Here is a 13,059-nt window from a genome sequence, read left to right on the forward strand (position 1 = left end):
GGCGACCACGAATGAACACACGCGGATACCAAGATGTGAAAACATCAGCATTTAATAGGGTTCTTGCGACATTGGCAGACACTCGCGGACATGAGCGAATGCTAGTTAGGCGGACTCTCTCTCCGCCATTTGATTTTCCCCACAACAGACGCGAGTTACCTCTTTCAAGACGGTAGACTGGTTACCGCATCCGCAACCCAGGCAATAAAACAGCCGGAGGTTTGGACCTCCGGCTGTGATTTTTAGTTCAGGCCTTCTTCCTTGAATGCCTTCTGCACGTTTGGGCGGGCCAGCACACGTTCGCGCAGTTTCAGCGCCTTGGGATAGGCGCTCAAATCGAGCTTTTGACCAACGCCCCAACCGATGATCACCGACGCATAAGCATCTGGTTGAGTGAAGTCATCGCCAAGCCAGTAGGGGTTCTTGTCCGACAGCATGGCTTCGAACTGACCCAGACGACGATTGATGTTGACGATGACGCCCGCCCTCGCTTCCTCGCTCAGGTTGGGCGCGAACAGGCCGCTAAAGGCCGCATGCAAATCCGAACAGAAGCCCAGCGCTTCCTGCAGGCGTGCGCGTTCGATTGAACCATAGGCGGGCTTGAATGCCGCAACGTCGGAATGATCACCGATATATTGGAGAATTGCCGCGTTCTGCGTGATGACAGTGCCGGGCTTCACTTCCAGCGCCGGAACCGCGCCGCGCGGATTGACTGCAAAATAGTCGCCACCGTCCGCTGTCTTCTTGGCCTTGAGATCCACGGCCTCCAGCTCATAAGGCAGGCCCGCCTCGCTCAGAATGATGTGGGGTGCGAGCGAACAAGCGCCGACCTTGTAGTAAAGCTTCATAAAAATCTCCCATCAGTTTCGATGAAAGACCTCTATCAATTCTGGTGTGCCCCGCAAGGAATTGGGGATCACAATTCCTTGCGTAATTGCATTGGAGCGTGTTTCGATCAGACTGAATCAGATCGGCGCTCTAGCTGTTTGTTTTGACGGACAATTTATCAGAAAAGCGATGCGATCCGCGCAGGCTTCGAAGACTGCATTCGTGTCACCACAACCATCTTGTTGAACTCGCCGCGCTTGAAGGCGCGCAGGAAGCGCGGATAGTCCTTGAACACGACACAACCATTGGAATCGCCACGGCGCCCCAGCATGAAAGTATGCGCCAGAAGGCCATCGCGATTATAGCGGTTGTTGCCGTCGACAGGCGTGAGGCGGATCGCCTCGACGCCATGGAACAAGGCCTCGCGCATGCGCAGATCATAGGTATGTGGCGGCGTTGGCCCGCGGTTTTTCTGGTTCACATAACGCGGATTGTCGCGCATCGGACCGAGACCGGAATGGGCTTCAAGGCGCTCGCCGCTCGGCAGGTAAACAGTGGCTGCAGAAATATCGTAGATAGCAACCTTGCTGCGTGCAGCCTGATTGAGAAGTGGGCTGAACAGGCCGGGGCGCGGTTCTTCGGTTGCACCGCTTTCCGGCGCATAGGCGAGTTCGGTCTTCTCATGCATGCGGGAGCGGCGCAGCGACGGCTTCGCGCCCGGCAGCGGCACATCATCGGGCAGGAATGCATCCCGGCTGGCTTCATCCTCTGCGGCCATGTCGGTTTTCTGATCCGGAGCAAGCTGCGGAACGGGAACCGCATTGCCGGTAGGAAGATGTGCCTGCCTTTCAGCGGCATCCATTTCTTCAGCTTGCGAAAGCGGATCAATCTTGTTGAAGGCCGCCGCAGTGTTCGGTGCAGTCGGCACTGGCGCATAGGCAGCCACAGTCACGCCAGCCGTCGCGGCAGGTTGCTCTTGCTCGACACTCGCCACAACAGGCTCGTCGCGCCTGACGCGATCAGCACGCAATTCGATGAGGGATGCCGTATCGACAGGCTTGTCCTCGATCACGGAATCGGGACCGATGTCAGCAATGATCGGCTGATCGTTTACGTTTTTGGCCCGGTGCCAGTCGAGGTTGGAATAGGCCGCATCAGCAGTGTAGGCATCGATGAAGCTCTGCCTGATCCGCCGCGATGGCGCGATCTTGTGATCAACGACGGCAAGTGCCTGCGGCGCGGTCAGGGAAACACGGCGCATGATCGGGGCGACAGGCGCAAAGGCCGGCACGACCGTTTCCAGCGTGCCGAGCGCGGTCATCATCCAGCTTCCGGCCACAAGTCCCGTCGCAGCGAAAATCGCAACGCGCGTAAAACCTTTGAAACCGAGCGGAAGTCTGATGCCGTTGCTGCGCGGAGCTGCGTAGCCATACACTTCTGTTACACACGCCATGATACAAAATCCGAGTGGAAATCAACTTTCGCGGCACCGCTTTGCATGTCAGTTCGGCAAAAAGACGAACAAGACATGGCAAAGCGGTGACTGGAAGGTCGTCTCCAGCATCGTCAATTATGGTAACCAAATCCTTTACGGAATGAAAAAATCCGGTTCAGCTGGCTTCGGAAACCAACTCAAGCGGTCAGCAGATAAGCGCCCTGTTTGGCGCTCGGGAATTCCAGCCCCTCCACCGCAACGCGATTGCGTCCACGGTGCTTTACCCGCATCAGGGCAAGATCGGCACGTGCTGCTGTTTCCCATAATGTTTCAGCGCCGCGCACCATGGCGATGCCGAAACTGCATGTCATCCGGCGGTCTGCAGGCAACATGGGAAAACTGTGTCGGGCCACGCGCCCGCAAAGCCTATCGCCCAGTCGCTCACATGTTTCGGCATCCCCCTGGACCAGAAGAACAAATTCTTCGCCACCGACGCGACCGACAATCGTTGTATTTGCTGCCACTGTTTGCAGAATGCAGGCAAACTCAACCAGCACCTGATCGCCGGTTGCATGACCCAGCTCGTCATTGATCGACTTGAAGTGATCTATATCCGCGATAATGACCCCATGATCACCACGCTGGGCCTCGGCCAAACGCATAGTCGCATGACGCTCAAGGCCGCGACGATTGAGAACACCGGTCAGCGGATCGGAGTCGCGCTCTGCCTGCAATTCCTTGACCACATCCGAAGTCGTCACCACCAGAAGAACCAGACCGGCAAAGACACCCGCAAAGGCACCGAATATCATGATGCCCTGCCAATAGCGCGAATGAATGAGTTCTGACGGCCGGGTGATGTCGGCGGGGAGCCCAAGCGCCATTCCAGCCTGTGCATAGAAATGCACCATCAACAACAACAATGCACCAAACAGCACGCGCTCAATCCAGCTTCGGCGTGCAAGATTGCGCGCCTGAATGCAAAGCACGGCCACCAGACTGCCCAGAGCCAGTTGGACAGTGGGCGCAATCCGCGAATAGCTCGTATCATTCGCAATGAAATAGGCCATGGCTCCAAGAAGACCGAGCCCGATCAGGCCTGATGCAAGGCGGGAATAACGTCCGCCCATGCGTATCATTACACCCTCGCAAAGCAGCCAGCCGCCCAGAAAATGGAAAGTCGTGGCAATCGGCGAGGTCAGGGCCAGGCGGTCCGAGACCAGCGAGATAGGAACCAGAAGCCCGAAAGCAAAACTGGCGAAGCTCAGGCCGAAAAGCAAAAGATGCCTGCGCTTCGTGTCGAGCATCCAAATGCCTAACATCGTCGCAGCAAACAGCAATACTACCAGCGGCGGCACAAACTTCACGAACAGGCCCTAAATCGGTTGAAAATGAGAATGCTAAAACGCTATTTCAAATTGAACCCAATGTGCAATTACAAACCAGCGTCAAAGTCAAGTTGTAAGCTTGCAATATTGATGAACACTAAAACCTAAAAGAGCAACACTGAGAATAAGCGATTGCTAAAAATAAATTGAAAACAACATCCTTCGGCGACGATCTCTTTTTATGTCGTTTTTACCTTCAGATTTATCCCCAGAAGCTTTTCGGCGATCATGCGGCCGATGGGTATGGAAGACGTCGCGGCCGGTGACGGCGCATTACACACATGCAGCATTCTCTCCGTTTCCTTGAAGAGAAAATCATGCACCAGCGTACCGTCATCAAGAACGGCTTGCGCCCGGATTCCGGCGCCCGGCGCACCAAGGTCGGCAAGCTCCAGCGTCGGGCAATATTTGCGGCACTCTTTCAGATAGCGTGTGCGAGACGCGGAATTGCTGAATTCGGCTAGAGCCGAGCGCCAGTTCTTCATCGCCATCTTCCAGAAGCCGGGAAATGTCGACATATCCGCGACATCGCCTGCACGGAAACTGCCTTTGTCGTAGCCTTCTCGCGAAAAACCCAGAACTGCGTTCGGGCCGACCGTGACACCGCCGTCAATCGTACGAGTCAGGTGAATGCCGAGAAATGGCAGGTCGGGATCGGGGATCGGATAGATCAAATGCTTGACGATATTCGCCTTCGATTTCGGCAAGGTGTAGTATTCACCGCGAAAAGGAACGATGCGATGGCTGATATCCAACCCGGCAAGCCGCGCAATGCGGTCTGACTGCAACCCGGCGCAAGCGACCAGCTTGGAAGCGCGCAAGGTCTCGCCATTTGCCATTACCGTAACGCCTTTGCCATCCTCCCGGATTGCCGTAACCGGCGCCTTGAGCCGCACGCTACCGCCGCGCTCAATGATTTCCGCAGCCATCGCCCGCGATATTTTCGCATAGTCAACAATGCCGGTCGCGGGAACGAGCAGTGCCCCGAGGCCTGCAACCGCAGGCTCGACCTTGCGCAAAGTCTGCTGGTCCACATGCTGGAAGGTGATGTCGTTCTGGATCGCGCGCTTGGCGAGCGCCTCCATGCGTTCGACTTCTTGCGAAGAGGTCGCGACCAGAAGCTTGCCGCATGTTTCAAAAGGAATGGAATATTGCCTGCAGAAGGCTTTCGTGGCTTCCGCACCGGCCCGGCACAATTGCGCCTTCAATGAACCTGGCTGGTAATAGATACCGGCATGGATGACGCCACTATTGTGTCCTGTCTGGTGGCGCGCGAAATCGCTTTCCTTCTCCAGCAGGATGATCTTTGCGCCCGGCTCCGCTTCCTGCATGGCTTTTGCTGTCGCAAGCCCGACAATGCCGCCGCCGATGATGCAATAATCATAATCTGCCACGAAGTCCCCTCCTCATGCCTTTCCCGGCGCAGCGCCCTGCCTTGCTACCGCTCGACAGGATGATTACCTGTTACTTATACGATTGCGGTCTTGGTTGCAGCACCGCAAAATGGCATTCTTTGCCAAACCCGTTCCCCCATGCGGAGAAGTTCCATGCGCCATCAGTTCGACCTTTTTGCTCTTTCCCCGGCGGAAGGAGAGGAACGGGCAGAACTGCGCCCTGCCCGCGCCAAGCCCGGCAAGACGACCAGCATCGATGAAGCGGAAATGGTGCAGCGCCTGAAAGACAGCGGGCGTTACCGCATCCTGCAGCGGCTTGATCCGCCGCCGACAGTACCGGATGCCGACCGGATCGCCTTTCCGCGACTGGGCGTCGTTGTCGACACGGAAACAACCGGCCTCAATCCCGCGCAGGAAGAAATCATCGAGATCGGTGCAGTTGCTTTCCGCTATGCGGACGACGGCTCCATCGGCGATGTTTGCGCCACGTTCGGTGCGCTGCAGCAGCCATCTAAGCCAATACCCGCTGACATTACCCGTATCACCGGCATTACCGACGACATGGTGAAAGGCCAGACGATCCCGCGTGAGAAGCTGGACGCACTCATCGCCGAAGCCGATATCATTATCGCGCATAATGCCGGTTTTGACCGCCCGTTTCTCGAGCGCTTCTCAATCGCTTTCGCCAACAAGCCTTGGGCCTGCTCGGTCAAGGAGATCGACTGGACCGCACGCGGTTTTGAAGGCACCAAGCTTGGCTACCTGATCGGCCAGAGCGGCTATTTCCATAATGGCCATCGGGCCGAAGATGACTGTCAGGCCCTGCTCGCGGTACTGAAAGAACAGTCGGGCGACACCACGCCCTTTGCCGAATTGCTGAAAGCAAGCCAGCGCGCGCGGATGCGCGTCTATGCAGAAAACAGTCCGTTCGAAATGAAGGATCACCTGAAGGCGCGCGGCTATCGCTGGTCGGATGGCACGGATGGACGTCCGAAATCATGGTGGACGGAAATCGGCGAAGAGGAACTCGAAGCCGAGCTCGAATATCTGCGCACCGAGATTTATGGATGGCGCGACGCCGATCCGCTGATCCAGAAGCTCACCGCCATGGACCGTTACAAGGAACGCGCGCCGCTTCGCCCGAAGAAATAACCGCGCCCACATCTCAAGCGCCCGCCCCATCTCTCTCATCCTGAGGAGGTGACCTGAGCTTGTCGAAGATCACCGTCTCGAAGGATAGGAGATGGCCCCTCGCCCTTCGAGACGGCGCTTCGCGCCTCCTCACGATGAGGGGCAGGATTTGGCAATCATGCAATAACTGGCCAGGGACGTTGCACGGGCCGCATCTCTTCATAAGCCTTTGCCAACCGCAGCACACCCAGATCATCAAAACGCTGGCCGAAAATCTGCAGGCCGATGGGCAGTCCTGTCGACGTGTAACCGCAATTGATCGAAATCGCCGGCTGCTCCGACATGTTCATCGCCACGGTGAAGGCGATATGTTCGAACGGGCGCTGCGGATCATTGACCGGCGATGCCCATTCCGCCGGATAGGTTGGCATGGGTGCCGTTGGCGAAATGATGAAGTCGAAGCCCTTGGAAGCTGCAAGTGCTGCATTGCGCATGGCGTCCATCTGGGCAAAGCCGAGATAGACTTCCTCGCCGGAAAGCCCTTCCGCCGTCTCTGTCCACTGATAGATATAAGGCAGGATTTTCGCACGGTTTTCCGGCGTCATCTTCTTGATGTCCGACCAGGAACGTGCGCGCCAGAAACGATCAAGACCGTCGATCATGGTGCGATTGAGGAATGGTGCAACCGGCTCGATGATCGCACCAGCATCGGCAAAAAGCTTTGCCGATGCTTCCACGGCAGCTTTCGTTTCTTCGCCAACTTCTTCGCCAAAACCGGCATCAAGCCATAGACCGATCTTCAAGCCCTTGACGTCGATGTCGAGGTTCATCCAGTCGATATCCTGCTGGGGCAGGCTCATGCCGTCGCGGCGATCCGGTCTCGACAGAACCGACATATAAAGCGCGCTATCGGCAACCGTGCGGGTCATCGGCCCGGCAACGCGACCGAGAAACGCCGGATCGATCGGGATACGCCCGAAGGACGGCTTCAGACCGACGAGACCGCACCAGCCCGCAGGCAGGCGGATGGAGCCACCAATATCCGTACCGATATGCAACGGCCCGTAACCGGCCGCACCGGCGCTGCCCGCACCAGCGCTCGAACCACCCGGATTGGTGTTCAAATCCCACGGATTGCGCGCGAGCTTGTGGAAGCTCGACAGCCCCGACGACAACATGCCGAGATCGGGCATGGTCGTCTTGGCGAGCAGCACGCCGCCAGCCTCGCGGGTGCGCGCAGCAGGCGGGGCATCGGCGACGGCAGGCTTCAGCGGCAGTGCCGCGCAGCCAAGCGGAACGGCGGTCCCTTCCGTCGCGATATTTTCCTTGATCGTCAGCGGCACCCCGTCGATGGGCCCAGCAGGCTCACCCTTCGCCCAGCGCGCTTCCGAGGCCTTTGCCGAAACCCGCGCCGCATCCGGATCGTAAGCCCAGAGTGCATTGAGCTTCGGCTCATAGGCTTCAATGCGGCTGATGACGGCTTCCGTAACCTCGACGGGCGAAAGCGACTTCGCCTTATAGGCGGACACGAGTTCAACGGCTGACAAATCGGCTAGATTCGACATTGGATATTTCCTCAAATCACTCAGGCAATTTCAGTGTGGCATCGGATCGCCGCACGCGCTTGCGGCGACCGGAGAAAGGCTTTGGCACGGCATCAACCAGCGCGCGCGTATAATCATGCCGCGGATTGTCGAAGACCTCATTCGTTGGCCCCTGCTCAACGATATTCCCGCGATAGATGACAGCCACGCGGTCGGTGATGGCGCGCACGACGCCTAAATCGTGGCTGATGAAAAGATACGACAGGCCAAACTTTTCCTGCAAATCCATCATCAGGTTCAAAACCTGCGCTTGAATGGAAACGTCGAGCGCGGAGACCGGCTCGTCGGCGACAATCAGCGCCGGTCTGGTGATCAGGGCGCGCGCAATGGCGATGCGCTGGCGCTGCCCGCCGGAAAATTCATGCGGATATTTTTCCGCCGATGCCTTGGGCAAGCCGACCGCTTCCAGCACTTGCGCCACGCGGTCGTCGCGGTCCTTGGAACTGGTGCCGCTTTCCAGCGACACAATCGGCTCGGAAATAATCCGCTTCACCGTATGGCGCGGATCGAGCGAACCGTAAGGGTCCTGAAAGATCGCCTGAAAGCCTTTGCGCGCTTCACGCAGGCCGGGGCGATCCAGCGCATAGATATCCTGACCGTTGATCAGAATCTGCCCCGATTGCGGGCGTTCCAGCCCCATCACGGCGCGGGCCAGCGTGGATTTTCCGGAACCGCTTTCACCAACAATGCCAAGGCTTTGCCCTGCTTCAATCTCCACATTCACACGATGCAGAACGCGCAACGCGCTCGTTCGTGAAAAGAAGGATGCTCGCGGCAATTGATATTCGCGCACCACATCGCGCACCTGCAAGATCATGTTGCTCATAACACCACCTCGCCGTCTCGCGGGTGAATACAGGCGGCGCGATGCGCGATGCCGTCATTGTCGGCGATGAAATCCAGCCCCGGTATCGCCTTTCGGCAATCGTCCTGCACGAAGGCGCAGCGGTCGGCAAAGGTGCAATAGGGTGGACGCGCCAGCGGGTCCGGCACAACGCCGGGAATGGCAGCAAGGCGCTGGCGTCCCGTGCCATGGCTGCGCACAAGTGCCGCCCCATGTGGAGAAGCCTGGAACAGCCCCCTAGCATAAGGATGCGCCATACGATTAAACACCGCTTCCGTGCGCCCGGTTTCGACAATGCGGCCCGCATACATGACAGCAATACGGTCGGTCATTTCTGACACCACGCCGAGATCATGGGTAATGAGCATCAGAGCTGTGCCGGTTTCGTCAATCAACTCATCCATGAGATCGAGAATCTGCGCCTGAACGGTCACGTCGAGCGCGGTCGTCGGCTCATCAGCAATCAGCAGATCAGGCTCGCAGGCAATCGCCATGGCGATCATCACGCGCTGACGCTGCCCGCCGGAAAGCTGGTGCGGGTAAAGATCGAGATTGAAACGCGGTGCAGGCAGCCCCACACGATCCAGAAGCTCGCGCGCCTTGCGCTCCGCATCGGCCCGGCTTTCGCCCAAATGCAGACGGCGACCTTCGGCAATCTGCGCACCTATGGTCTTGACCGGATTGAGCGCCGTCATAGGCTCCTGAAAGATCATCGCCATGCGCCGTCCGCGCATCCTGCACAGTTCCGCTTCCGGCTTGCTTGCCAGATTCTCCCCGTCGAAACGCAGCGTGCCCCGCACCCGCATCCGGTCAGGCAACAGCCCCATGGCGGCAAGCGCCGTAATCGACTTGCCACTGCCGGACTCACCCACCACGCCAAGGCGTTCGCCACGATTGAGCGTCAGCGTGATATCGGACACGATATCCGCAACCTTGAGACCGATAGGCAATTCAACGGACATATTGTCCATTTCAAGCAAAGGTGTTGTCATCTCTGCCTCCTGACGCGCGGATCAAGTACATCGCGCAATCCGTCGCCCAGCATGTTGAGACCAAGTACGGCGAGCGTGATAGCAAGGCCGGGGAAAATGGCGAGCCATGGCGCATCATAGATAAAGGTCTGTGCATCGTTGAGCATCTTGCCCCAGCTTGGCATTGGCGGCTGGGTGCCAAGCCCGACATAGGAAAGGCCCGCCTCGGCAACGATGGCGAGTGCGAACTGGATCGTCGCCTGCACGATCAGCACATGGTTGATATTGGGCAGCACATGCAAAAGCGTGATCGACACATCGCCACGCCCGGCGCAACGCGCAGCCTGCACATATTCCCGCTTCCACAGGCCCAGTGATGCGCCACGTGTGACACGCGCAAACACCGGGATATTGAAAATGCCGATGGCGATCATCGCATTGACGGCGCCGGGCCCGAAAATAGCGGTGATGATGACGGCGGTAAGAAGCGCCGGAAACGCAAAGGCGAGATCGGTCATGCGCATGACAAAGCCGTCCACCATGCCGCCACGTGCAGCCGCGAAGGCACCAAGCGGAATACCGATACCGGCACCGACCAGCACGGCGATGATTGACACCGCGATGGAATTGCGCGCGCCGACCATAATCATGGAAAACACGTCGCGCCCGAAATTATCCGTGCCGAACAGATGGCTGAAACTCGGACCTTGCAATTTGTCACGGAAGTTCATGGCGGTCGGCGAATATGGCGTCCAGACATAGGAGATGACGGCCATCGCGACGAGGATGACCGTGATCAGTGTACCGACAGCCAGGCTGCGGCTCAGCAGCACTGTTTTGAACACACCCGGTTTCGGAAGAGCTTGCGTTTCACTCATCGGCTGCCTCCCGTCGAAAGGCGCGGATCGATGAAGCCATAGACAAGATCGACAATGAAATTGACCGCGATCACGGAAGCGGCAAGCAGCGTCACCAGCGACTGCACGGTGACGAGATCGCGCTGCGCGATGGCCTGAAATACCAGCCTTCCAAGGCCGGGCAGATTGAAGACGTTTTCGATGATGATGGTTCCCGCCAGCAGAAAGGAGAATTGCAGGCCGATGATGGTGACAACCGGGATCAGTGCATTGGGCACTGCGTGACGCCAGAGTGCAGCGTTGCGTGTGAGCCCCTTGGCGCGTGCAGTACGCACGAAGTCTTCGCCGAGTGTTTCAATAACGGCGGAGCGTGTCACGCGAGCAAGAATTGCAGCAAGCGGCAAGGCAAGGGCCAGCGCAGGTAGGAACAGCGAGCGGATACCGTTCCAGAAGCCGCCTTCCCACCCCGCAAAGCCCGAGGCCGGAAACCAGCCGAGCTGCAAGGCAAACAGGAGGATCAAGAGCAGGCCAAGCCAGAAATTCGGAATTGCAACACCGACCTGTGCCACGCCCATGGAAAGCACATCACCGGTCTTGCCACGCTTGGACGCCGCATAGACGCCAACAGGAATGGCAACAGCAACGGACAGCACCATGGACAAAAGCGCCAGCGGCAGCGTGACCATAATGCGTGGTCCGAGCAGTTCGCTGATCGGCACGGAATAAGTATAGCTCGTTCCGAAATCACCTTTCAGAAAACCGCCAATCCATTCGAGATAACGCCACCAGAGTGGCTGATCGAGGCCGAGCTGCTTGTGAAGTGCTGCCAGCGTTTCAGGTTGCGCATTGATACCGAGGATCACCGCCGCCGGATCCCCCGGTAGCACCTGCATCAGCAGAAAGACGATGACGGAAGCCGCAAGCGTCGTAAGCAGGAGCGAAACCAATCGCCCGGATATGTAAGCCAGCAAAGCGACCTCCTTGAAAAGACGGATATCCGCTTTCCACATTCCAACTCGCCGCACGCCCTCCCCTTATCTTTATGGGGTGCGCGGCCATTCGCGTAAAACCGCCCCGCCGAGCAAACGACGGGGCGAACCTTGTTATTCAGCCCAATAGGCTTGCGTCAGGTCGTCAGCCGGAATCGGCATGTTCTTCCACAGACCCTTCACATTCTTGTTCCACACACCGATTTTCGGCAGTGCATAGAGGAAGATATTCGGCTCGTCAGCAGCAAGTTTTTCCTGCAGCTTCTTCACGAGTTCGAGCTGTTCCTCATCACTTCCAGCCTCGGCATAGGCCTTGTAGAGCGCCTTATATTCCGGGTTGTTATAGTTGAAGTAGTATTTGTCGCGGGCATAGATATCGAGATCGCGCGCTTCGGTGTGCGCGATGATCGTCGCATCGAAATCCGAGCGCTTGAACACCTGATCCAGCCATTGTGCAAACTCGATCGGTACGAGATTGGCCTGAATGCCGACTTCTGCCAGCATCGCCGCAATGATCTCGCCGCCGCGACGCGCATAGGCCGGAGGTGGAAGCGTGATGGTGATCGATGTGCCAGTCGGAACGCCAGCCTCTTCCAGCAACTGCTTCGCCTTGGCCGGATCATACGGATAGGTTTCCGACAGATCGACATAGCCCGGATCGACCGGCGCATAATGCGAGCCAATGGGCGTACCGAAACCTGAATAAACGCCTTCGATCAGCGCCTTGCTGTCGATGGCATGAGCCAGCGCCTGACGCACCTTCACATTATCGAAAGGCGCCTTGGCATTGTTGAGCGACAGCAGCACCTTGCCTGCCGTATCGCCCACTTCGACCTGCAGCTTGTCGTCGCTCTTGAAGCGGCTGATAAGCTCCGGCGCCTGAAACATCGGGAACACGTCGATGTCACCGGCAAGGATGGCAGCCGCAGCAGCCGACGGATCGCTCACGAAGCGGAACGTGACGGCGGAAAGCTTTGCAGGTTCACCCCAATAATCCGGGTTGCGCTCCAGTTCGACGCGGTCGCCCTGCACCCAGCGCTTGAACTTGAACGGACCCGTGCCAACCGGCTTGGTCTTGTTGTCGGCAGCCGAATTCGGCGCGACCATGACCGCGTCACCCCAGCCCATATTGAACAGGAAATTCGAGGTCGGGCGCTTCAGCGTGACAACGGCGGTCGCCGGGTCAGGGCATTCCGTGCTTTCAATCGGCGCGAACAGGCCCTTCTGCGCATTGGTGGAATCCGGCGCGACAGCGCGCTCATAGGAGAATTTCACGACCGAACAGTCAAACGGCGTGCCGTCATGAAACTTCACGCCCTGACGCAGCTTGAACGTATAGGTTTTCTTGTCGTCGGAAACAGTCCAGCTTTCAGCCAGAAGCGGCTTCACCGTGCCGTCTTCGACAATGCGCACCAGACCTTCATAAAGGTTGGCATAGGTAACCTGCCGGATACCGGCGGCGGCATTGGCCGTCGGATCGAGGCCCGGCGGTTCCAGTACTTCGCCAACCACCAGCGTATCTTTTGCAAATGCACCGTTGATCGATGCCAGCATCGCGGCTGTTATCAGCCCGGCTTTCAGCAGTTTACCCATTGTTCCTCTTTGGCTCCCCTCGTCT

11 protein-coding genes are annotated in these 13,059 nt (G+C 58.0%); 1 reads left to right on the top strand and 10 read right to left on the bottom strand.

Translation table 11 applies throughout. The features are described 5' to 3' along the window. Positions 1–242: 242 nt before the first annotated feature. The 4 genes from gst to lhgO all read right to left on the bottom strand — a co-directional run bounded on the left by gst (position 243) and on the right by lhgO (position 5,045). A complete protein-coding gene (gene gst, locus OHI65_RS19450; protein WP_012091402.1) occupies positions 243–848 on the bottom strand; it encodes a glutathione transferase in 606 nt (201 codons plus the stop codon). 158 nt (positions 849–1,006) lie between these two features. Next, the gene (locus tag OHI65_RS19455) at positions 1,007–2,281 is read right to left on the bottom strand and encodes a DUF2778 domain-containing protein (protein ID WP_012091401.1); all 1,275 of its coding nucleotides are present in this window, start codon (positions 2,279–2,281) and stop codon (positions 1,007–1,009) included. 179 nt (positions 2,282–2,460) lie between these two features. After that, positions 2,461–3,630 carry a GGDEF domain-containing protein gene (locus tag OHI65_RS19460; protein WP_012091400.1) on the bottom strand — a complete coding sequence of 390 codons (1,170 nt, stop codon included), beginning with the start codon at positions 3,628–3,630 and terminating at the stop codon, positions 2,461–2,463. 200 nt (positions 3,631–3,830) lie between these two features. Then, complete coding sequence (gene lhgO / locus OHI65_RS19465) at positions 3,831–5,045, bottom strand: L-2-hydroxyglutarate oxidase (protein ID WP_125299965.1); 1,215 nt, start codon at positions 5,043–5,045, stop codon at positions 3,831–3,833. A 153-nt stretch (positions 5,046–5,198) separates the two neighbouring features. On the opposite strand from lhgO, the gene OHI65_RS19470 reads away from it, so the two are divergent. Continuing rightward, positions 5,199–6,197 (top strand): 3'-5' exonuclease, encoded by a 999-nt coding sequence (locus OHI65_RS19470; RefSeq protein ID WP_125299964.1) that lies wholly within the window; start codon positions 5,199–5,201, stop codon positions 6,195–6,197. Between the two features lie 155 nt (positions 6,198–6,352). Here the strand turns inward: OHI65_RS19470 and OHI65_RS19475 are convergent, their stop codons facing one another. From OHI65_RS19475 to OHI65_RS19500, 6 genes are all read right to left on the bottom strand, one after another. Beyond that, on the bottom strand, positions 6,353–7,741 hold the full coding sequence (locus OHI65_RS19475; RefSeq protein WP_125299963.1) for an amidase: 1,389 nt from the start codon (positions 7,739–7,741) through the stop codon (positions 6,353–6,355). Positions 7,742–7,757: 16 nt separating this feature from the next. Further along, complete coding sequence (locus OHI65_RS19480; protein WP_264358774.1) at positions 7,758–8,606, bottom strand: ATP-binding cassette domain-containing protein; 849 nt, start codon at positions 8,604–8,606, stop codon at positions 7,758–7,760. Beyond that, positions 8,603–9,616 (bottom strand): ABC transporter ATP-binding protein, encoded by a 1,014-nt coding sequence (locus tag OHI65_RS19485; protein ID WP_125299961.1) that lies wholly within the window; start codon positions 9,614–9,616, stop codon positions 8,603–8,605. Before OHI65_RS19485 ends, OHI65_RS19480 begins: the two co-directional genes overlap by 4 nt. Continuing rightward, complete coding sequence (locus tag OHI65_RS19490; protein ID WP_125299960.1) at positions 9,613–10,473, bottom strand: ABC transporter permease; 861 nt, start codon at positions 10,471–10,473, stop codon at positions 9,613–9,615. The genes OHI65_RS19485 and OHI65_RS19490 overlap by 4 nt, the downstream gene beginning before the upstream one ends. Next, positions 10,470–11,423 carry an ABC transporter permease gene (locus OHI65_RS19495; protein WP_125300373.1) on the bottom strand — a complete coding sequence of 318 codons (954 nt, stop codon included), beginning with the start codon at positions 11,421–11,423 and terminating at the stop codon, positions 10,470–10,472. Before OHI65_RS19495 ends, OHI65_RS19490 begins: the two co-directional genes overlap by 4 nt. Before the next feature lie 132 nt (positions 11,424–11,555). Next, entirely contained in the window at positions 11,556–13,034 is a 1,479-nt protein-coding gene (locus OHI65_RS19500; RefSeq protein ID WP_125299959.1) for an ABC transporter substrate-binding protein, read from the bottom strand. Between the last annotated feature and the right edge of the window lie 25 nt (positions 13,035–13,059).

This window comes from Brucella sp. MAB-22 (assembly GCF_025908475.1).
In the GTDB taxonomy this organism is placed as follows: domain Bacteria; phylum Pseudomonadota; class Alphaproteobacteria; order Rhizobiales; family Rhizobiaceae; genus Brucella; species Brucella anthropi.